The organism is Microbacterium protaetiae (assembly GCF_004135285.1).
GTDB lineage: Bacteria > Actinomycetota > Actinomycetes > Actinomycetales > Microbacteriaceae > Microbacterium > Microbacterium protaetiae.
In genome coordinates, this window is the sequence record NZ_CP035494.1 from 3,353,338 (window position 1) to 3,374,153 (window position 20,816).

The following is a 20,816-nucleotide window of genomic DNA, read 5'->3' on the forward strand; positions in this document are numbered from 1 at the left end:
CCCCGCGCGTCACACAAGATGCGGGTGCGGGATGCCGCATCCCGCACCTTCTGAGACACCACGGCCTCGCGCGTCACAGAAGATGCGGCTTCACGCCGCCACATCCACCACTTCTGTGACACCCCCACCGCCGGGCGCTCGCGCTGCAGTCTTCTGCACGCGCGCCACCGATCTGGACCACGCTCCGTGTGCGGTGCACCGATCTGCAGATGCGCCACCGGTTCAGACCCGCATATGCAAAAAGCTGCAGCGCTCGCGGCTGGCCGCGCAGCGGCACGACCCTTCGCTACGCTCGATCAATGTCCACCCCCGCGCTGCCGATCACCGACCGCCAGGGCGATGTCCTCGTCGCCCTCGAAGCGAACTCCGAGAGCGCACTCAATCTCGCAGCGGAGCCGCCGTGCCCCTTGGCTCTGGTCGTGCTTGACTCGGGCGAGCAGATCCTGATGGGCCGCAACCGGTGGCGGGGCGGTGGGAGCTGCCCGGTGGCATGATCGACCCGGGCGAGTCGGCTCGGCAGGCGGCGATCCGCGAGCTGGAGGAGGAAACCGCCGTCGTGCTCGCCCAGGAAGACCTTGCGTTCCTCGGCACGGCCACGTTCGATCTGCGCGGGCCCGATCGACGAGAGCGTGCGGCGGTGTTCGGCATGCTGTCGGAGCGACTGGCAGCGTCATCCACCTACGAGCTCACCGACGTCGCCTGGCTCGAACTCACGGCTCCGCTTTCCCCCGAAGTCAGCCCGCTCGACGCCGCGATAGCACTTTGGGCGATCGCGGCCATGACGCCTGGCCAATAGCCCCTACTCCCCCAGAATGCGGCGGATCTTCTCCAGCCGTGCCTGCACGTCGCGCTCGGCGCCGAGGGCCTTCGGCTCGTAGTAACGCCGCCCGCGCAGCTCGTCGGGCAGATACTGCTGCGTCGCGACACCCGCATCGATGTCGTGCGGATACACGTATCCCTTGCCGTGACTGAGCCGCTTGGCTCCGGCATAGTGCGCGTCGCGAAGATGCGCGGGCACCCGCCCGAAACCGCCCGCCTTCACGTCGGCGATCGCCTTGTCGATCGCCAGATACGCCGCATTCGACTTCGCCGTCGTCGCCAAGTAGGCGGTGGCCTCGGCGAGAGGGATGCGGCCCTCCGGCATCCCGATGAAGGCGACGGCGTCAGCTGCCGCCACCGCTATCTGCAACGCCGTCGGGTCGGCCAGCCCCACGTCTTCAGCAGCCGAGATCACCAGCCGCCGGGCGATGAACCGTGGGTCTTCCCCCGCCTCGATCATGCGTGCGAGGTAGTGCATGGCGGCATCGACATCGGACCCACGAATCGACTTGATGAACGCGCTGATCACGTCGTAGTGTTCGTCGCCCTGCCGGTCATAGCGCAGCAGCGCCTTGTCGACGGCCTGGGCGACGTGTTCGGCCGAGATGTGCGGCGGTGTCTCGCCCTCGTCGCCGCCGGGACCGGCGAGGGATGCCGCTGCCTCGAGCGAGGTCAGAGCCCGCCGTGCATCACCCGATGCCAGCCGGATCAGCGCGGCGCGTGCCGCGTCGTCGAGGGAGTAAGTGCCACCCAGCCCGCGGGCGTCGGACACGGCACGGTCGATGAGCATGCCCAGGTCGTCATCGTTGAGCGGCTGCAGCGTGAGCAGCAGTGAGCGGCTCAGCAGCGGTGAGATCACCGAGAACGAGGGGTTCTCGGTGGTCGCCGCGATGAGCACCACCCATCCGTTCTCGACGCCGGGCAGCAGCGCGTCTTGCTGGGCCTTGGTGAACCGGTGGATCTCATCGAGGAACAGGATCGTGGCCTGGCCGTATAGATCGCGTTGATTCAGCGCATCTTGCATGACCTCGCGCACGTCGCGCACGCCGGCTGTCACCGCCGACAATTCGACGAATCGTCGACCCGACGACCGCGCTATTGCCTGAGCAAGGGTTGTCTTGCCGGTTCCGGGCGGCCCCCACAGAATGACGGAAACGGATGCTGCGGTTGCGGCATCGCGATCGGCCAGAGCCACCAGCGGCGAACCGGGACGCAACAGGTGTCGTTGCCCGGCGACCTCGTCGAGTGAGGTGGGGCGCATCCGCACGGCCAGCGGCGTATGGCCGGTGAACAGTGCAGCGGGAGAGGTCACCCCTTCAGGCTAACCGTGGCCGCCGACACCGGGCTGTCTTTGTCCTCGCATGGCCGGGTTGCGTAGGATCGACCCGGCCCGGTCCGTCCGGGGAACTGCTGTGTGAGGAGGCCCCGTGGCGCCCCGTGCCAACGATAAGGACGCGCGCGTGCAGCGCGAGCGCGCACGTGTCTACCAGGCCCGTCTTGAGCTGAACCAGGCTCGAGGGCGCCGCCGCACGCGTGACAACGTCGTGGGCGGCATCGTCGGAGCGGTGCTGCTGCTCGGTCTGCTCGGCGCTCAGATCGCCTACTACACGGCCGGCCCGGGCAAGCCTGCGCCCGCACCCAGCCCGACGACGACCTCCACCGTGCTGCCGGCCCCGACGCTCACGCCCACACCGACGACGACTCCGTGAGTGGAGCCCGTGACGTACTAGGCTGGGAGACCCGTTCCAATCCCCGCCGACGGCGACAGCCGTGATGAGGTGCTTCCCGTGACTGCCGACGCAGAGAACACTCCCCCGACGCCGCCCGTTCCCTCGCCCCCCACCGTGGCGTTGCGCAAGGTTCAGACCGCTCCGGTTGAGCCCGCAAGCCCTTCGAACGGCGATTGGGGTCGTGTGGATGACGCGGGCGTCGTGTCCGTTCGCGAGGGTGACGACTGGCGCGTGGTCGGCGAATATCCCGACGGGACCCCAGCCGAAGCGCTTGCGTATTTCGAGCGCAAGTACGCCGATCTCGCCGGTGAGGTCGCACTGCTCGAAGCGCGTCACCGCGGCGGTGGAGCCTCGGCCAGTGACCTGCGCGCGACCGCGTCCACGGTTCGGGAGAAGACCGTCGGCGCTGCGGCGGTGGGAGATCTGCAGGGCCTGGTCGCACGCCTCGATGCACTGACCGGAGCCCTCGAGCAGGCCGCTGCTGCCGAGTCCGCCGCCGCACGCGAAGCCGTCGACGCCGCGATCGCCCAGCGCACCTCACTGGTCGAGCGCGTCGAGGAACTCGCCGCTCGCGACCCGAAGTCGGTGCAGTGGAAGCAGACCACCGCTGAGTTGAACGAGCTTTTCGCCCAATGGCAGGAGCAGCAGCAGAACGGCCCGCGGCTGCCCAAGTCGGTGGCCCAGAAGCTCTGGAAGCGCTTCCGCGATGCGCGTGCAGTGCTGGATCGTGCGCGTCGCGAGTTCTATTCGGAGCTCGACGAGGTGCACAAGGCGGCCCGTGCGCGCAAGACGGCGCTCATCGAGCGCGCCGAGGCCCTCGCTTCCCGCGGGGAGGACGGCATCGGCGCCTACCGTGACCTGCTTGACGCATGGAAGTCGGCCGGGCGTGCCGGAAAGAAAGCCGACGACGCGCTGTGGGCACGATTCAAGGCCGCCGGTGACGTGCTGTACGGGGCTCGTTCAGAGCGCGAGTCGGCCGAGGTCGAGGCATCCCGGGAGAAGATCGAAGCCCGTCGCACGTTGCTGGAAGAGGCGAAGCCGATCGTCGACGAGCCCGACCTGGCCAAGGCCCGGGCTGCGCTGACGGCCGTCCAACGCCGGTGGGACGAGATCGGCCGCATCTTTCCCCGCGACAAGGAACGCGCGCTGGATGACGAACTCCGCAAGATCGAGCAGAACGTGCGCGGCCGCGAAGACGTCGACTGGAAGCGGAACAATCCCGAGACCAAGGCGCGCGCGAACGACATGACGCGCCAGCTCACCGACGCCATCGCCAAGCTCGAGCAGGAACTCGCCGACGCACAGGCATCGGGAGATGCCCGCGCTGTCGCCGCGGCCACTGAGGCCCTCGACGCGCGCAAGACCTGGCTGAAGGCGCTCGGTGGCTGATCCGAGTTATCCACAGCTGCGGCATCCTCCGTTCCGGCAAGCGGACGGTTCAGGCACACTGCGGGTATGCCTTCGCCGTACTTGTACTTTCCCGATGAGCGGCTCTCGGTCGCCGAGTTGGCAGCGGCCTGTCTCGATGGACACCTCGTCGCACTGGGCGATGCATACATTCCCGCCGACGCCGTGGAGACGCCCGCGCTGCGCGGAGGTTCACTGCGCCCGCTCCTCGGCGACACCCTCGCGGCCACGACGCTGACCGCTGCCTGGATCCACGGCGCAGCCCCATCACCACCGGCGCGCTACCGAGTGCAGCGTGCGACGGATTATCGGCTGCACCACGTCATCGATCGCCGCCTCGATTATCACGACACCCCCGTACCCATGCGCGATCTCGTACGCATCGGCGGCGTCTGGGTCACCACCGCGGTGCGCACTCTCATCGACCTGGCCCGCGCCGGGTCGGAGGCCGACTGTGCCGCGGCGCAGACGCTGCTGCGCGGCGGGGAGGTGACAGTGGGCGAGAGCATGCGCTGGCTCGAGCAGGCAGGTCCCGTCCGTGGCAAACGCCAAGCGCGGGCACGACTGGCCGCCTGGGCTCGCGATCAGCTCGACGTCACCCGATAGACGTCGTACACGGCATCGATGCGCCGCACCGCGTTCAGCACCCGATCGAGGTGCACGGTATCGCCCATCTCGAAGACGAAGCGGCTGATCGCCAGCCTGTCGTCGCCAGTGCTCACCGTGGCCGACAGGATGTTCACGTGGTGTTCGCTGAGCACGCGCGTCACATCACTGAGGAGCCCCGAGCGATCCAGCGCCTCGACCTGGATCTGCACAAGGAACACGCTCTTGGAGGTCGGGGCCCACTCGACGTCGATGAGACGCTCGGGGCTGGCCATGAGCGCCTTGACGTTCGTGCAGTCGGCACGGTGCACAGAGACGCCGCTGCCCCGGGTGACAAAACCCACGATCTTGTCACCGGGCACCGGGGTGCAGCACTTCGCGAGCTTGACGAGAATGTCGTCGGCACCGCGCACCAGAATGCCCGAATCGCTGCCGCCGCGTTGGGAGCGGGGCTTGCCGCCGTGCGGCGGCAACTCGATCGGCCCCGTCGCCGTCTCGTTCGCGGTGACCAGCGCCGTCACCTTCTCCAGCACCGACTGCGTCGACACGTGTCCCTCGCCGACGGCGGCGTACAGGGCCGAGACGTCTTCGTACCGCAGCTGCTGAGCCACCTCGGCGAACGAGTCCTGACTCATCAGACGCTGCAGAGGCAGGTTCTGCCGCCGCATGGCGCGGGCGATGGCCTCTTTGCCCTGCTCGATGGCTTCTTCGCGTCGCTCCTTCGTGAACCAGCCGCGAATCTTGCTGCGTGCTCGGGTGCTCTTGACAAAGCTCAGCCAATCCTGGCTGGGTCCGGCATCCGGATTCTTCGACGTGAAGACCTCGACGACATCACCCGAGTGCAGTTCGGACTCGAGAGGCACCAGGCGTCCGTTGACCTTGGCGCCCATCGTGCGATGGCCCACTTCGGTGTGCACCGCGTAGGCGAAATCGACCGGTGTCGCCCCCGCCGGCAGGCCGATCACCCGCCCCTTCGGGGTGAAGACGTAGACCTCTTTGGCGCCGATCTCAAAGCGCAGCGAGTCGAGGAACTCCCCCGGATCGGCGGTCTCTGCCTGCCAGTCCGAGATGCGCGCCAGCCACGCCATGTCGGCGTCGACCGCGCGGGTATCGGCCTTGCCGCCGTTCATCCGCTCTTTGTACTTCCAGTGCGCCGCCACGCCGTACTCAGCCTGCTGGTGCATCTCATGGGTGCGGATCTGAATCTCCACGGTGCGCCCGCCCGGGCCGATCACGGTGGTGTGCAGCGACTGGTAGAGGTTGAACTTCGGCGTGGCGATGTAGTCCTTGAAACGCCCGGGCAGCGGCGTCCAGCGCGCATGGATGGCCCCCAGCACGGCGTAGCAGTCGCGCACCGTGTTCACCAGAACGCGAATACCGATGAGGTCGTAGATGTCGTCGAACTCGCGGCCGCGCACGATCATCTTCTGATAGACCGAATACAGCTGTTTGGGCCTGCCCACGACCTGACCGCGAATACGCAACTCGCGCAGATCCGCCTCGACATCGCTGATGACACTGTGCACGTACTGCTCACGTTGGGGCGTGCGCTGCTTGACCAGGCTGTCGATCTCGGCATAGAGCTTGGGCTGCAGCACGGCGAACGACAGGTCTTCGAGTTCGGCCTTGATCGTCTGGATGCCCAGGCGATGCGCGAGCGGCGCATAGATCTCGAGCGTCTCGGTCGCCTTGCGCTTCGCCTTCTCGGGCGGCACGAACCCCCAGGTGCGCGCGTTGTGCAGCCGGTCGGCGAGCTTGATGATGAGAACGCGGATGTCGCGTGACATCGCGACGATCATCTTGCGCACCGTCTCGGCTTGGGCGCTCTCGCCGTACTTCACCTTGTCGAGCTTCGTGACCCCATCGACGAGCATCGCGACCTCGTCGCCGAAATCACGCGTCAGTTCGGCGAGGCTGTAGTCGGTGTCTTCGACGGTGTCGTGCAACAACGCCGCAGCGACCGCGCGTGGCCCGAGTCCGAGATCGGCGAGAATCTGGGCGACCGCGAGAGGGTGCGTGATGTACGGCTCGCCGCTCTGCCGCGTCTGGCCCGCATGCGCCGCCTCGGCGGTGGCATATGCCCGCTCGAGAATAGACAGATCACCCTTGGGGTGGTGCGTGCGCACCGTGCGGATGAGCTGCTCGACGTCGTCACGCCGGGCGGCCCGCGAGAAGATCCGGGGAACCAGCCGTCGCAGGGAAGAACTCTGCGCGGAGGAGACGGTCTCGGCCATGGTCCACCCCCTCTGCGTCGATCCCGACAATCCTACGCCCGGCGCGCGCGCCGACCCTCGGCTCAGGCGGTGACGGCGGCCTGTGCGCGCGCCTTGCGCACCTTCGCGTCGTGCGCTTTCAGTGCCGGCTCGCCCTCCCGGAACAGGGAGTAGAGAGGGGCTGCCACGAACAGCGTCGAGTATGCGGCGACGATGATGCCCACGAAGATCGACAGCGAGATGTCGCTGAGCGTCTCGGCGCCGAGCCAGAACGCCCCGATGAACAGGATCGCACCCACCGGCAGAACCGCGACGACGGTGGTGTTGATCGAGCGCACCAGCGTCTGGTTCACGGCGAGGTTCACCGACTCGCCGAACGTGCGGTTGGCATGCTCGCCGTCTTCATGCGTGTTCTCGCGGATCTTGTCGAACACCACTGTCACGTCGTAAAGCGAGTACGCCAGGATCGTGAGGAATCCGATCACCGCGGCGGGCGAGATCTCGAATCCCGCCGCCGCGTAGATCCCGATGGTGATCACGAGAACGTCGACCAGGCCGATGATGGCGGCAACCGACATCTTCCAGGTGCGGAAGTACAGGGCCAGAATGAGGAACGTCAGGGCGAGGAAGATCGCCAGACCCCACAGAGACTGCCGCGTGACATCGGCACCCCAGCTGGGCCCGATGAACGATGCGGTGACGTGCTTGTCGACATCGACATTGAACGCCTGCGCAAGGGCCTTGGACACCGCCTGCGTCTCGTCTGGTGTCATCTGGTCGGTCTGCACGCGCACGCCGTCGCTGCCCACCGTGGTCACCTTCGTCGAGGCGTGCGGCACCACGGAAACAACGGCGTCGGTGGCAACAGTCTGGTCGGGATGCGCGACATCCGACACGGTGAACTGCGACCCGCCGGTGAACTCGATGGAGAACTCGACCGGACGGATGAACGGCACCAGTGCCGAGAGTACGACCAGCGCGCCAGCGATGATGAACCACAGTCGCCGCATGGGTACGAACGGGAAGGAGACCTTGCCCGAGTAGAGGTTGTTGCCGAAACGGCTCATGACGCCCATCAGCGATCAGCCCCCTTCTTCGTCGAGGCGGATGAACCGCTCTTGGCCGCGCGCTCTTCTGCCAGTTTGCGCTCGGCGATCGTCTGACGCCGCTCGGCCTCGCCACGCGAGCGCGCGGTGCGGCGCACTGCTGCTCCCTTGCCTTCCAGGGCGGGCGCTCGGAACTGCGCGCGACCCCGGTAGACGGCGCCCAACGCATCCGGATCCATTCCCGAGAGCTTGTGCCCTTCGCCGAAGAACCGCGTCCTGGCCACCAACTGCATGACCGGGTGGGTGAACAGGATGAAGATCAGGATGTCGATCGCTGTGGTCAGCCCCAGCGTGAAGGCAAAGCCCTTCACCGTGGCATCCGCGAGGATGTAGAGCACCACCGCGGCCAGGATGTTGACGGCCTTCGCAATGTAGATGGTGCGTTTAGCACTGGCCCAGCCGTCTTCGACGGCCCCGGTGATTGATTTGCCGTCGCGGAGTTCGTCGCGTATTCGCTCGAAATACACGATGAACGAGTCGGCGGTGAAGGCAATCGTCACGATCAGACCGGCAACGCCGGCCAGCGAGAGGCGGAAGCCCATGCGCCAGGCCAGGATGCACAGCATGAAGTACGTGATCACCCCCATGACGCCCAGCGAAGCGATGATCACGAAGCCGAGTGCGCGGTAGCTGATAAGTGAATACAGCGCCACCAACGCCAACCCGATGAGGCCCGCGATAAGACCGATCTGCAGCTGCTGCGAACCCAGAGTGGCCGAGATCGTGTCGGAGCTAACCACGGTGAAGCTCAGCGGCAGCGCGCCGTACTTGAGCTGGTCGGCCAGGGTCTTCGCGGTCGTCTCGGTGAACGAGCCCGAGATCGACGGGTTGCCGTCGGTGATGACCGCGTTCATCTGCGGGGCGGAGATGACCTGACCGTCGAGCACGAACGCGAACTGGTTCAGCGGCGACTCAAGGCCGTACAGGCGCGTGCTGACCGCGGTGAAGATCGAGGTGCCCTTGCTGTCGAACTTGAGGTTGACCTCCCACTGACCGTTCTGCGAGTTCATGCCATAGCTCGCGGTATTGATCAGCGAACCGTCGAGAAAGACGTCTTTGCCGTCGATGGTCTTCTGCTCGACGGGCCCCAGGATGTACTTGGCCGATCCATCTGCTTCGCAGGTGATGAGCGGCTGGTCCTTGGGTGCGTCGGCCGGATCGTTGTTCTTGGCGTCGCAGTCGTATGCCAGGAACTGGGCCTGCAGCTTCGGGGTGATCCAGCTGATATCGCTGGCATTCGACGGCGAGGCCGTGGGAGTGGCCTGCAGCGTGGCTGCCGGTGTCGGGTAGGGCGTCTGGTTGCCGTCTTCGCCGACGAAACTCGTCGCCGGATCGCCCGCATACAGCACCGCGCGCAGCTGCAGCTGCGCCGACGCCTCGATGCGCGCGCGGGTCTCGTCGTCGGCCGGACCGGGGATCTGCACGACGATCTGGTTGCCAGACTGCGTCTGGATGTCGGACTCCCCCACCCCCGAGGCATCCACCCGCTGGCGGATGATCGTGGCAGCCTGGGCCATCTGGTCTTTGGTCGGCGCGGAACCGTCGGCCGACTTCGCCTGCAGCACTATCTGCGTGCCGCCTTGAAGGTCGAGGGCGAGTTCTGGCACCCAGGAGGCCTCTTTGAGGAAGACGCCCAGGGCGTTGATGCCGGCCAGAACGGCGACGACGATGACGAGGCCCAAAAGGGCGCGCCAAGCGTGCTTGACGGGGGTGGATGCGGCCACGGAGGGTCAGCTTTCTCGCGGAGCGGCCCGATCAGGCCTCGGGCGTGTCCTTCTTGTCTGCCTCTGCCTGCAGCCGCCGGGCGGTCTCTTCGGCCGTCTCGACCTGAGGCGTGGCAGGGGTCTCGCCGATCGAGTCGACGGTGGACGGCTCATCGGTCGCGGTGACCACGCGCATGATGGCCTGGCTGTGCACCTTGATGTTCACACCGGGAGCGAGCTCGACGATGGCGGGCTGGTCGAGGTTGTCGGGGTCGTAGGAGACGATCGTGCCGTAGAGGCCACCCTGCAGAAGAACCTCGGCACCGGGAACGGTCTGGCGTGCCTTCGCCTCTTGCTCGGCCTTCTGCTTGGCCATGCGGCGACGCGAGCTCCAGAACATGAAGATCAGGAGCAGCACCAGCAGGATGATCAAGCCGTACTGGGAGAAGAACTCAGCCATGAAGAGATCGGCACCTTTCGATTGCGGCGCGCGCGGCGGCGCTGCCAGAGAGAAGACGGGGAGAAGTCTTCAGTGATTATAGGTCATGGAGATTCAGAGCCCCGTCGGAGTGCGGGATGCCGAGGTGCCGATAGGCCTCGGGCGTCGCCACTCGCCCCCTCGGGGTGCGCGACATGAATCCGATCCGCACGAGGTACGGCTCGACGACCGATTCGATCGTCTCGGCCTCTTCGCCGACCGTGACGGCCAGGGTGTTCAGCCCGACAGGTCCGCCGCGGAAGCGCCGGATGAGCCCGTCCAGCACCGCGCGGTCGAGACGGTCGAGGCCGATGGCATCGACGTCGTAGAGGTCGAGCGCGGCGTCGACGATGGCGGGATCCACCTCGTTCGCTGTGCCGGCCCCGTGCACGACGACGTAGTCGCGCACGCGCCGCAGCAGCCGGTTGGCGATGCGCGGCGTGCCGCGGGAGCGGAGGGCGATCTCGGCACGTGCCGGCTGCGGCAGTGCGATGTCGAGCATGGCAGCCGACCGCTTGACCACTTGTTCGAGCTCTTCGGACTCGTAGTACTCCAGGTGTGCGGTGAACCCGAACCGGTCGCGCAGCGGATTGGGTAGGAGCCCCGACCGGGTGGTCGCCCCGACCAGGGTGAAGGGAGCCAGATCGAGCGGGATGCTGGTGGCACCGGCCCCCTTGCCGACCATGATGTCGATTCGGAAGTCTTCCATGGCCAGGTACAGCATCTCTTCGGCAGATCGCGCCATGCGATGTACCTCGTCGATGAACAGCACCTCGCCGGGAGTGAGACTCGACAGCAGCGCGGCCAGGTCTCCCGCATGCTGGATCGCCGGGCCACTGGACATGCGCAGCGCGCGCCCGCTCTCATGCGCGACGATCATCGCCAGCGTCGTCTTTCCCAGCCCGGGCGGGCCGGCCAGAAGGATGTGGTCGGGGGGACGCTGCTGGATGCGCGCCGCATCCAGCAGCAACTGCAGCTGCCCGCGCACCTTCTGCTGGCCGATGAACTCGGCAAGTGACCCGGGACGCAGCGCACCCTCGATGGCCAGTTCCGAGTCGTCCTGGATCTCGGGGTCGAGCTCATCCACGGGCGGCCTCCCGTGCCGGGCCCAGGTATGCCAAGGCGAGCCGGAGCAGAGCCGGCACCTGTGCGCGGTCTGACTCGCTCGCTTCAGCCGCGATCGTCTGCACCGCGTCAACGGCGACCCGCTCGCTCCAGCCCAGACCGACCAGGGCTGTCACGACCTGACCTGCGATCGCCGTCGGTGCCGATGCCGTACTCGCCGGCGCTGATGCCGGCGGCGCCAGTTTGCCGGCCAGCTGAACGACGATCAGCTTCGCGGTCTTCGGACCGATCCCCGACACGCGCCGGAACGGCGCGTCGTCGTCGTCGGCGACGGCCTGCGCTATCTGGTCGACCGACATCGCAGCCAGTACGCCCAGCGCCGATTTCGGGCCGACACCTGTCACACCCAGCAGAATCTGGAAGAGAGCACACTCCGCCCGCTCGGCGAATCCGTACAGCGACAACGCGTCCTCGCGGACGATGAGGGTCGTGTGCAACTGCAGCTGCTCACCCACCCGCGCCGCCCGCGCGACATCGGGCGTGACCGCTACCGTGAAGCCCACCCCGCCGACGACCACCTGGACGCTGTCTGCGGCTGCGTGCAGCACGGTCCCGTGGAGTGAAGAGATCATGGCGCCAGTCTAGGCCAGGCATCGGACATTTGTTCGAGCGACACGCATCTCACCGCCGGGCGACCCGCTCGGCGTCGGCCCACGCGCGCTGCGCGGGCGTCAGCGGGCCGGTCGATGTCGTCGGAGTGCCCGCACTCCCCCGCCATGCGTGACACAGCGCGAGCGCCAGTGCGTCGGCGGCATCAGCGGGCTTCGGCAGCTCATCCATCTGCAGAATCCTGGCGACCATTGCCTGCACCTGACGCTTGTCGGCCCCGCCGTAACCGGTGATCGCCGCTTTCACCTCGGTCGGGGTGTGCAACGCGGCCGGGATGCCGTGCTCGGCCGCCAGCAACAACGCGATTCCACTGGCCTGGGCCGTGCCCATCACCGTGTTGCGGTTCTGCTGTGCAAAAACGCGCTCCACCGCCAGCACATCGGGCCGGTGCGCGGCCAGCACCTCTCGGATGCCGGCGGCGATCGTGGCCAGTCTGCTCTCGATGCGGGCGTCGGCAGCCGATCGCACGACGCCGACGTACACGAGCCGCGCCGAGCGGTCGGGGGCGACATCCACGACTCCCACACCACACCGGGTGAGCCCGGGATCGATCCCGAGCACGCGCACGCTTCGACCGCTCACGCCGTCCACCCTAAGGCGAGACAGCGCCGCGAACCGGGCGGCGCGCCCGCGGCGTCAGTCGTCGTCTTTCTCGAGTTCGGCCTGCACCTCGGCCGTCAGGTCGAAGTTGCTGAAGACGTTCTGCACGTCGTCGCTGTCTTCGAGCGCATCGATGATGCGGAAGATCTTGCGAGCCGTCTCAGCGTCGACCTCGACCTTCAGCGACGGCACGAATTCGACATCGGCCGACTCGTAGTCGAGCCCTGCCTCTTGGATCGCCGCGCGCACCGAGACAAGGTCAGACGCCTCGGTGATCACCTCGAAGCCCGCCGAGTGCGGCTCGATCTCCTCAGCCCCGGCCTCCAGCGCGGCCATCATCACGTCGTCTTCGGTGGTGCCCTCGCCCGACACGACGATCACGCCCTTGCGGGCGAAGTTGTACGCGACGCTGCCGGGGTCGGCCAGGGTCGCGCCGTTGCGGGTGAGGGCTGTGCGCACCTCGGCCGCCGCGCGGTTCTTGTTGTCGGTGAGGCACTCGATCAGCAGGGCCACGCCGTTGGGGCCGTAGCCCTCGTACATGATCGTCTGGTAGTCGACAGACTCGCCCGAGACACCCGCACCGCGCTTGATGGCGCGGTCGATGTTGTCGTTGGGCACCGAGGTCTTCTTCGCCTTCTGAACGGCGTCGTACAACGTCGGGTTGCCGTTCAGGTCGGCGCCGCCCATCTTGGCGGCGACTTCGATGTTCTTGATGAGCTTGGCGAACGACTTGGCACGACGCGCGTCGATGACGGCTTTCTTGTGCTTGGTCGTCGCCCACTTGGAGTGGCCGGACATGTCTTCCAGTGTACGGAATCTCAGCCCAGCATCTTTCGCACCGTCCGCAGATTCCGCGTCGTGGTGCTCGCCTTGTATGCCGAACGTGCCAGCACGCGCGCGAATGCCGTGTCCACCGAGCGCCCCTTTTCGGGGTTCCAGTACACGACGCCGGGGCCGATCGCGACCGGGTCGTCGGCTGCGTAAAGGGATGCCGCTGCCCGTGCCAGTTCGTCGCGCACATCATCGCTCGCGCAGAACACCAGATACGGCTGACGCTGGGCATCGGCGGCGTCGAAGGGGAATCCGTCGGCCGCCGCGGCCAGCTCCGTTGCCGTCACCAGGACGATCCACGCGTCATAGCCGAAGCGCTCCCGCAATGCCTGCTCGATGCGCGTCTTCAGCGTCGCGCGGTCTTCGGCTGCGGCATCCGCGTCGAATCTCACGTTTCCGCTGGCCAATACCGTCTTGACCGCTGAGAACCCCAGCGTGTGGAACAGCTCAGCCAGATCGGCGCTGTGGATGGTGATGCCGTTCACGTTCACCCCGCGCAGCAGCGCCGCCCACGTCGTCATGCCGTCACGATATCGAGAAGCCGGCGATGAAATCGATCCTCGCCGCTCATCTCAGGGTGGAATGATGTCGCCATCAGCCGGCCTTGTGCGACGGCGACCACGCGGCCGTCGGCGAGCGTCGCCAGGGCCTCGGCGCCCGGGCCGAGCTTCTCGACCACCGGCGCCCGAATGAACACGGCACGCACCGGCGGATCACCGAGCGCCGGCACGTCCAGGTCCGCCTCGAACGAGTCGACCTGACTGCCGAACGCGTTGCGCCGCACCGTGACATCCAGTCCGCCGAAGGTCTGTTGGCCGTCGATCCCGTCGACGATCCGGTCGGCGAGCAGGATCATGCCCGCGCATGTGCCATAGACCGGCAGGCCCCCCGCTATCGCCTCGCGGATGGGAACGCGCAGGCCGAATGCGCGCGCGAGCTTGTCGATGACACTCGACTCACCGCCGGGCAACACCAACCCCGCGACGGTGGCGAGCTCGGCAGGGCGACGCACAAGCACCGCCTCTGCCCCCAACGCCGTCAGGATGCGGACGTGCTCGCGCACATCGCCCTGCAGGGCGAGCACACCGACGCGGGGGTTACCAGCCACGGTCGGCGAGGCGGTGCGGGGCTGCCAGGTCGGTCACGTTTATCCCGACCATCGCCTCCCCCAGCCCCCGCGAGACCTCGGCCACCACCTTCGGGTCGTCGAAGAACGTGGTCGCCTTCACGATCGCGGCCGCGCGCGCCGCTGGGTCGCCCGACTTGAAGATCCCCGAGCCGACGAACACGCCGTCGGCGCCCAGCTGCATCATCATCGCGGCATCTGCCGGGGTGGCCACGCCGCCGGCGACGAACAGCACGACGGGCAACGTGCCGGTCGCCGCGACCTCGGCCACGAGCTCGTACGGGGCTTGCAGCTCCTTCGCCGCGACGTACAGCTCGTCCTTCGTCTTCGAGCGCAGCTCGTTGATCTCACCGCTGATCTTGCGGATGTGCTTCGTGGCCTCCGACACGTCGCCGGTGCCCGCCTCGCCCTTGGAACGGATCATGGCCGCCCCTTCGGTGATGCGCCGCAGCGCCTCGCCCAGATTGGTCGCGCCGCACACGAACGGCACGGTGAAGTTCCACTTGTCGATGTGGTTGACGTAGTCGGCGGGCGAGAGCACCTCGGACTCGTCGATGTAGTCGACGCCGAGTTCCTGGAGCACCTGCGCCTCGACGAAGTGGCCGATGCGGGCTTTGGCCATCACCGGAATCGAGACAGCCTCGATGATCTGGTCGATGAGGTCGGGATCGCTCATCCGTGCCACTCCACCTTGTGCGCGGATGTCGGCGGGCACCCGTTCGAGCGCCATGACGGCGACCGCACCGGCGTCTTCGGCGATCTTGGCCTGGTCAGCGGTGACGACGTCCATGATGACGCCGCCCTTGAGCATCTCGGCGAGGCCGCGCTTGACTCGTGCGCCTCCGGTGGTTGCGTCCGACACGATGACACCCTTCGCTCATGCCAATGCCGCTCATTGGCCTATGCCAAAACGTAGCACGTTCGCGTACAGTCGTCCGAAGGAGGTGCCATGGACCAGCGCATCAGCGGCTCGACCGCGATCGAGATCACCGAGAGCGTTCGCGATCTGCGCGACCGCGGGATGCTGGGTCCCGGCGACACCCTCCCCTCGGTGCGTGCGCTGGCCGAGCAGCTGAGCGTGAATCGCAACACGGTGGTCGCCGCCTACCGGCAGCTCGTGCAGGCCGGCATCGCCCAGACGCGTGGCCGCGGCGGCACCCGCATCGTCGACCACTACGCCGCACCCCAGGAGGGATTCGCGACCGACAACGTGCTGCGCGATGTCGGTACGGGAAATCCCGATCCGGCGCTCATCCCCGACCCCTCCGTGGCGTTGCAGGCCGTCGTCGGCCGCCCGGTGCTGTATGGCGAGCCGGTGATCGACGACGCGCTCGCGCACTGGGCGCACGGGTGGATGGCGGCCGACTTGCCTGATCGCGAGCTGCGGCTGACGGTCACCAGCGGGGCCGTCGACGCCGTCGAGAGACTGCTCGCCCAGGCACTGACCCGCGACGACGCCGTCGCGCTGGAGGACCCGTGCTGGCTCGCCGGCATTCAGACCGCACGCCTCGGCGGATATCGCACTGTTGCGGTGCCGATCGATGAACAGGGGATGACGGTGCAGGGCCTTCGGGCCGCCCTGCAGGCGGGCGTCCGTGCCGTGGTCTGCACCCCGCGAGCGCAGAACCCGACCGGTGCGAGCCTGTCGGCCGAACGCGCGGCCGCGCTGCGTGACGAGTTGTCGAGTCACCCCTATGTGCTCGTGATCGAGGACGACCACTTCTCGATGCTGTCGCAGCATCCCTTCCACAGCATCCTGCCGCCGGATCATCGCCGATTCGCCCTCGTGCGGTCGGTGTCGAAGTTCCTCGGCCCCGACATGTGTCTGGCCGTGGTCGCCTCGGATCCTACGACGGCCGAACGCCTCGCTCTGCGGCTGAGCCCGGGCACCACCTGGGTGAGCCATCTGCTGCAGCGACTGACTCATGCCCTGCTCGCCGACGCCGACGTGCGTACTGCGATCACCGCGGCCGGGAAACATTACGCCGAGCGCAACGCCGCGTTCGTCCGCCGGCTCGCGCACGACGTGCCGGGTCTGGATGCGGCATCCGGCGATGGACTCAACGTCTGGGTGACGCTGCCGGTGACCGCCCGCGCAGTCGGTGAGCAGCTGATGCGGCGCGGCTGGCTCGCCCGGCTCGGCGATGACTTCGTGCTCTCGGATGCCGCCTCCCGCCATCTGCGGTTGACGGTGCACGATCTCGACGACACCGCCGCCGCGCAGCTCGCGGACGACCTGGCCGCCGCGGTCGTGACCGCCGGCGCGAAGGTGGGATGATCGATCGGTGAAGATCCTCTCCATCCAGTCCGCCGTCGCCTATGGTCACGTCGGCAACTCGGCCGCCGTCTTCCCGCTGCAGCGGATCGGCGTCGAGGTGCTGCCGGTCTACACCGTGAACTTCTCCAACCACACCGGATACGGCGCATGGCGTGGTCCCATGATCAGCCCCGACGACGTGCGCGATGTGATCACCGGTATCGAGGAACGCGGAGTGCTCGGCCAGATCGACGTCGTTCTCAGCGGCTACCAGGGCGGCGAGGGAATCGCCGATGTGATCCTCGACGCCGTCGGTCGTGTGAAGGCGGCCAACCCCGACGCCGTCTACGCGTGCGACCCGGTGATGGGCAACGCCACGTCGGGGTGCTTCGTGGCTCCCGCGATTCCGCAGCTGCTCCGCGACCGTGTGGTGCCGGCGGCAGACATCATCACGCCGAATCAGTTCGAGCTCGGTTACCTGACCGCAACCGAGCCGCACACGCTGGAGTCGACCCTCGCCTCGGTCGACGCCGCGCGCGCCCTGGGCCCGCGCACCGTGCTGGTCACCAGCGTGCAACGCCCCGACCGGCCCGCCGACACCATCGAGATGCTCGCCGTCGACGACGCTGGAGCGTGGATCGTGCAGACGCCCATGCTGCCGCTGAAGGCCAACGGCTCGGGTGATGTCACGGCGGCCCTGTTCACCGCCCACTATCGTGCAACCGGCAGCGCGTCCGAGGCGCTCGCGCGCTCGACCTCGAGCGTGTACGACCTGCTCGAGCGCACCCATCAATCGGGCGAGCGCGAGCTGCAGCTCGTCGAGGCGCAGGAGTCGTACGCCCATCCGCGCATGCAGTTCGAGGTCACGCAGGTGCGCTGAGGGTTATTCCCCCTGCAGCACGTTCAGCTCGCAGGAAGGTCGGGCCGTGTCGGCCCGCCGCAAGGTCGGGCACGTTCAGCTCGCAGGAAGGTCGGGCCATGTCGGCCCGACACGCCGGTCGACACGCCCGGGATCCCAATTCCATCCTGTGAGCCGAACGCACCGATCTCCGCGACGCAGGCTCGCGGAAAGCAGACTCGCGCGAAGCGGACCCGCGCGACGCGGGCTCGCCCGCGAGGACTCTTACCAGGCGTCGGCGATGGCCTGGCGCACCTCACCGAGCAGCTGCGGCAGCGCCTTGGTGCGGGCGATGATCGGGAAGAAGTTGGCGTCGGTCTCCCACCGCGGCACGATGTGCTGGTGCAGATGCTCGTCGACACCCGCCCCGGCGACGCGCCCCTGATTCATGCCGATGTTGAACCCGTCGCACTGCGAGACGCCGCGCAGCACCTGCATCGCGTGCTGCGTGATCGCGCCGATCTCGGCGACCTCGTCGTCGGTGGCCTGGTCGTAGGTGGCGACGTGGCGGTACGGGCACACCAACAGATGCCCCGAGTTGTACGGAAAGAGGTTCAGCAGCGCATACACGGTGCGTCCGCGGTGCACGATGAGGCCGTCTTCGTCGGACTTCTCCGGCGCGGCACAGAAAGGGCACGCCGCCCGCATCGCGTCGGCACCGGCCTGGATGTACGCCATGCGGTGCGGCGTCCACAGCCTCTGGAATTCGTCGGGCACGCCCGGCAGGTCGCTGGCGGCGACGAGACCCGGGATGTCGGGGCCCGCGGCATCCGCGTGCGTCATGCCACGTCCTCGGCGGTGTTCACCAGCGCCTTCGCGTCGATGGCCTCGCGGATCACGCGCACGGCCTCATCCACCGGCACGCCGTTGCGCTGTGATCCGTCGCGGAAGCGGAAGGAAACGGCCCCCGCGGCACGATCCTGCTCTCCGGCGATGAGCTGGAACGGGATCTTCTGCGTCGTGTGCGTGCGGATCTTCTTCTGCATGCGGTCATCACCGTGGTCGAGTTCGGCGCGCACACCGTCGGCTTTCAGACGCGCTATCACCTCGCCGAGGTAGTCGGCGTACTCATCGGCGACGGGAATGCCGACCACCTGCACCGGTGAGAGCCACACCGGGAAGGCCCCGGCATAGTGCTCGAGCAGAATCGCGAAGAACCGCTCGATCGAGCCGAACAGCGCACGGTGGATCATCACCGGGCGGTGCTTCTCGCCGTCGGGGCCGGTGTACTCCAGGCCGAACCGCTCAGGCAGGTTAAAGTCGAGCTGTACGGTGGCCAGCTGCCAGGTGCGCCCGAGCGCATCCTTCGTCTTCAGATCGATCTTGGGACCGTAGAAGGCAGCCTCGCCGGCAACCTCGGTCAGTTTCAATCCGGATGCCTGAGCCACCCGCCGCAGGGCGTCGGTGGCCGTCGCCCAGTGCTCTTCGTCGCCGATCCACTTCGACTTCTCGTCGTCGCGCATCGACAGCTCGAGTTCGAACTCGGTCAGTCCGAAGTCGCGCAGCATCGACAGCACGAAGGCCAGCACATTCGTGGCCTCGGCCTCGAGCTGGTCGGGCGTGACGAACAGGTGCGAGTCGTCTTGAGTGAACCCGCGCACGCGGGTGAGGCCGTGAAGGGCGCCGGAGAGCTCGTAGCGGTAGACGGTGCCGTTCTCGTACAGCCGCATCGGCAGATCGCGGTAGCTGCGCGCACGCTCCCGGTAGATCAGGATGTGCATCGGGCAGTTCATCGGCTTCAGGTAGTAGTCGATGCCCGCCTTCGTGATCTCACCGTTCTCGTCGCGCTCTTCGTCGAGCCGGATGGGCGGGAACATGCCCTCTTTGTAGGTGACGAGGTGGTTCGACTCGAGGAAGAGGTCCTTCTTGGTGATGTGCGGTGTGTACACGTAGGTGTAGCCGGCCTCGCGGTGTCGGCCCAGCGCATGCTGCTCCATCTCCTGCCGGATCACGCCGCCCTTGGGATGCCACACCGACAGGCCCGAGCCGATCTCGTCGGGGAACGAGAAGAGGTCCAATTCCCTGCCGAGCCGACGGTGGTCGCGCTTGGCAGCCTCTTCGAGACGCTGCTGGTACGCGCGCAATTCGTCTTTGGTCGGCCACGCGGTGCCGTAGATGCGCTGCAACTGCGGATTCTTCTCACTGCCGCGCCAGTATGCACCGGCGATGCGCTGCAGTGCCCACCCGTTGCCGATCAGGCGGGTGTTGGGTAGGTGCGGTCCGCGGCAGAGATCCTTCCACACCGTCTCGCCGTCGCGGTTGACGTTGTCATAGATCGTCAGCTCACCCGCACCGACCTCGACGCTGGCCCCCTCGGTCTTCTCGGCACCGCCGCCCTTCAGGCCGATCAGCTCGAGCTTGAACGGCTCGTGCGCGAGCTCGGCACGGGCATCGTCGTCGGTGACGACGCGGCGCACGAAGCGCTGTCCCTCGCGGATGATGCGCGCCATCTCTTTGTCGATGGCCTTGAGGTCTTCGGGGGTGAACGGTTCAGAGGTGCCGAAGTCGTAGTAGAAGCCGTCGGTGATCGGCGGCCCGATGCCGAGGTTCGTCTGCGGCTTGATCCGCTGCACCGCCTGCGCGAGCACGTGGGCGGCCGAGTGGCGCAGGATGTTCAGCCCGTCGGGACTGTCGATGGTGACCGGCTCGACCACCTCGGCGTCGGTGACCTGCGTGGCGAGGTCCTTCAGGTCGCCATTGACACGCATGGCGACGACGGAGCGGTCGGGGAACAGAGCGAAGCCGTCGGAGGGAGTGGTCACCCCTCGAGTCTATCGGCGCCCATCGTGCCGCCCAGCGTGAGGTCGACTTGGATCTCGCCGGCGAGTTGCTCCAGCTCGGCCACCGCATCTGTGACGGCATCGCCCGCGCGGGCTCGGGCGCTCACGGTCGCCTCGAACAGCTCGCCGCCCGACATGGGCGCTGCCACCGTGCGACTGGTGAAACGATCGATGGTCAGCCCACCCCCGACCAGCACCTGTGTGATGTCGCGTACGATCCCCGGTCGATCATTGCCCAGCACGGTGAAGGTCACCTGCTCCCCCGCCGCGGGTGCGACCGGCGCCGCCCCGGCGTAGGGCGTGATGTGCAGCAGGCCGTCGAGCGCCTGAAGACCGGCGACGAGTGCCTCTCGGCGGTCTTCGGGAACCTCGACCAGCACAATCCCGGCGAAGGCTCCGGCGAGTTCGGCCAGCTCGCTGCGTTCCCAGTTGCCGTCGTGCGCCGCGACGACGTCGGCGAGCTTTTGCACAAGACCAGCGCGATCGTCGCCGACCACGGTGAGCACGAGGTGGGCCATGGCCAGAGCC

Annotated in this window: 22 protein-coding genes; 7 read left to right on the forward strand and 15 right to left on the reverse strand. The window is 67.4% G+C overall.

Features of this window, described 5'->3' with window-relative positions; genetic code table 11:
- Positions 1–299: 299 nt before the first annotated feature.
- Positions 300–494 carry a hypothetical protein gene (locus ET475_RS15600; protein WP_129392362.1) on the forward strand — a complete coding sequence of 65 codons (195 nt, stop codon included), beginning with the start codon at positions 300–302 and terminating at the stop codon, positions 492–494.
- Positions 491–796, forward strand: a complete 306-nt coding sequence (locus ET475_RS15605; protein WP_129392365.1) for an NUDIX domain-containing protein — start codon at positions 491–493, stop codon at positions 794–796. Before ET475_RS15600 ends, ET475_RS15605 begins: the two co-directional genes overlap by 4 nt.
- Before the next feature lie 3 nt (positions 797–799).
- Here the strand turns inward: ET475_RS15605 and ET475_RS15610 are convergent, their stop codons facing one another.
- Entirely contained in the window at positions 800–2,080 is a 1,281-nt protein-coding gene (locus ET475_RS15610) for a replication-associated recombination protein A (protein ID WP_165311019.1), read from the reverse strand.
- Between the two features lie 166 nt (positions 2,081–2,246).
- Here ET475_RS15610 and ET475_RS15615 point away from each other — a divergent pair, with 166 nt between their 5' ends.
- The 3 genes from ET475_RS15615 (at position 2,247) to ET475_RS15625 (ending at position 4,562) form a co-directional block, all read left to right on the forward strand.
- Positions 2,247–2,528 carry a dioxygenase gene (locus ET475_RS15615; RefSeq protein WP_129392371.1) on the forward strand — a complete coding sequence of 94 codons (282 nt, stop codon included), beginning with the start codon at positions 2,247–2,249 and terminating at the stop codon, positions 2,526–2,528.
- 78 nt (positions 2,529–2,606) lie between these two features.
- Positions 2,607–3,938 (forward strand): DUF349 domain-containing protein, encoded by a 1,332-nt coding sequence (locus tag ET475_RS15620; protein ID WP_129392374.1) that lies wholly within the window; start codon positions 2,607–2,609, stop codon positions 3,936–3,938.
- 66 nt (positions 3,939–4,004) lie between these two features.
- Entirely contained in the window at positions 4,005–4,562 is a 558-nt protein-coding gene (locus tag ET475_RS15625; protein ID WP_129392377.1) for a hypothetical protein, read from the forward strand.
- Here the strand turns inward: ET475_RS15625 and ET475_RS15630 are convergent.
- From ET475_RS15630 to pdxS, 11 genes are all read right to left on the reverse strand, one after another.
- A complete protein-coding gene (locus ET475_RS15630) occupies positions 4,541–6,796 on the reverse strand; it encodes a RelA/SpoT family protein (protein ID WP_129392380.1) in 2,256 nt (751 codons plus the stop codon). The genes ET475_RS15625 and ET475_RS15630 overlap by 22 nt on opposite strands.
- Positions 6,797–6,858: 62 nt before the next feature.
- The gene (gene secF / locus ET475_RS15635) at positions 6,859–7,851 is read right to left on the reverse strand and encodes a protein translocase subunit SecF (RefSeq protein ID WP_129392383.1); all 993 of its coding nucleotides are present in this window, start codon (positions 7,849–7,851) and stop codon (positions 6,859–6,861) included.
- Positions 7,851–9,605 (reverse strand): protein translocase subunit SecD, encoded by a 1,755-nt coding sequence (gene secD / locus ET475_RS15640; RefSeq protein WP_129392386.1) that lies wholly within the window; start codon positions 9,603–9,605, stop codon positions 7,851–7,853. The genes secF and secD overlap by 1 nt, the downstream gene beginning before the upstream one ends.
- A 31-nt stretch (positions 9,606–9,636) precedes the next feature.
- Positions 9,637–10,044, reverse strand: a complete 408-nt coding sequence (locus tag ET475_RS15645; protein ID WP_129392389.1) for a preprotein translocase subunit YajC — start codon at positions 10,042–10,044, stop codon at positions 9,637–9,639.
- 76 nt (positions 10,045–10,120) lie between these two features.
- Complete coding sequence (ruvB, locus tag ET475_RS15650) at positions 10,121–11,149, reverse strand: Holliday junction branch migration DNA helicase RuvB (RefSeq protein ID WP_129392393.1); 1,029 nt, start codon at positions 11,147–11,149, stop codon at positions 10,121–10,123.
- Positions 11,142–11,759, reverse strand: a complete 618-nt coding sequence (ruvA, locus tag ET475_RS15655) for a Holliday junction branch migration protein RuvA (RefSeq protein WP_129392396.1) — start codon at positions 11,757–11,759, stop codon at positions 11,142–11,144. Before ruvA ends, ruvB begins: the two co-directional genes overlap by 8 nt.
- Before the next feature lie 49 nt (positions 11,760–11,808).
- The gene (ruvC, locus tag ET475_RS15660) at positions 11,809–12,378 is read right to left on the reverse strand and encodes a crossover junction endodeoxyribonuclease RuvC (protein ID WP_242497668.1); all 570 of its coding nucleotides are present in this window, start codon (positions 12,376–12,378) and stop codon (positions 11,809–11,811) included.
- Positions 12,379–12,432: 54 nt separating this feature from the next.
- On the reverse strand, positions 12,433–13,194 hold the full coding sequence (locus ET475_RS15665) for a YebC/PmpR family DNA-binding transcriptional regulator (protein ID WP_129392398.1): 762 nt from the start codon (positions 13,192–13,194) through the stop codon (positions 12,433–12,435).
- Positions 13,195–13,214: 20 nt separating this feature from the next.
- On the reverse strand, positions 13,215–13,748 hold the full coding sequence (locus tag ET475_RS15670) for a DUF1697 domain-containing protein (RefSeq protein WP_129392401.1): 534 nt from the start codon (positions 13,746–13,748) through the stop codon (positions 13,215–13,217).
- The gene (gene pdxT, locus ET475_RS15675) at positions 13,745–14,335 is read right to left on the reverse strand and encodes a pyridoxal 5'-phosphate synthase glutaminase subunit PdxT (protein WP_129392404.1); all 591 of its coding nucleotides are present in this window, start codon (positions 14,333–14,335) and stop codon (positions 13,745–13,747) included. The genes ET475_RS15670 and pdxT overlap by 4 nt, the downstream gene beginning before the upstream one ends.
- Positions 14,325–15,215, reverse strand: coding sequence for a pyridoxal 5'-phosphate synthase lyase subunit PdxS (gene pdxS / locus ET475_RS15680; protein ID WP_129392407.1), 891 nt, complete (start codon positions 15,213–15,215; stop codon positions 14,325–14,327). The genes pdxT and pdxS overlap by 11 nt, the downstream gene beginning before the upstream one ends.
- An 87-nt stretch (positions 15,216–15,302) precedes the next feature.
- Between pdxS and ET475_RS15685 the strand changes: the two genes are divergently transcribed.
- Complete coding sequence (locus tag ET475_RS15685) at positions 15,303–16,631, forward strand: aminotransferase class I/II-fold pyridoxal phosphate-dependent enzyme (RefSeq protein WP_129392410.1); 1,329 nt, start codon at positions 15,303–15,305, stop codon at positions 16,629–16,631.
- Positions 16,632–16,638: 7 nt separating this feature from the next.
- Positions 16,639–17,490: a pyridoxal kinase PdxY gene (gene pdxY / locus ET475_RS15690; protein WP_129392412.1), complete on the forward strand. Its 852-nt coding sequence runs from the start codon at positions 16,639–16,641 to the stop codon at positions 17,488–17,490.
- A gap of 243 nt (positions 17,491–17,733) precedes the next feature.
- Here the strand turns inward: pdxY and ET475_RS15695 are convergent, their stop codons facing one another.
- The 3 genes from ET475_RS15695 to ET475_RS15705 are packed head-to-tail and all read right to left on the reverse strand — an operon-like array spanning position 17,734 to position 20,806.
- Complete coding sequence (locus ET475_RS15695; RefSeq protein WP_129392415.1) at positions 17,734–18,291, reverse strand: HIT family protein; 558 nt, start codon at positions 18,289–18,291, stop codon at positions 17,734–17,736.
- Positions 18,288–20,216: a threonine--tRNA ligase gene (gene thrS, locus ET475_RS15700; RefSeq protein WP_129394060.1), complete on the reverse strand. Its 1,929-nt coding sequence runs from the start codon at positions 20,214–20,216 to the stop codon at positions 18,288–18,290. Before thrS ends, ET475_RS15695 begins: the two co-directional genes overlap by 4 nt.
- Positions 20,217–20,266: 50 nt before the next feature.
- Entirely contained in the window at positions 20,267–20,806 is a 540-nt protein-coding gene (locus tag ET475_RS15705) for a glycine cleavage system transcriptional repressor (RefSeq protein ID WP_129392418.1), read from the reverse strand.
- Positions 20,807–20,816: the final 10 nt, after the last annotated feature.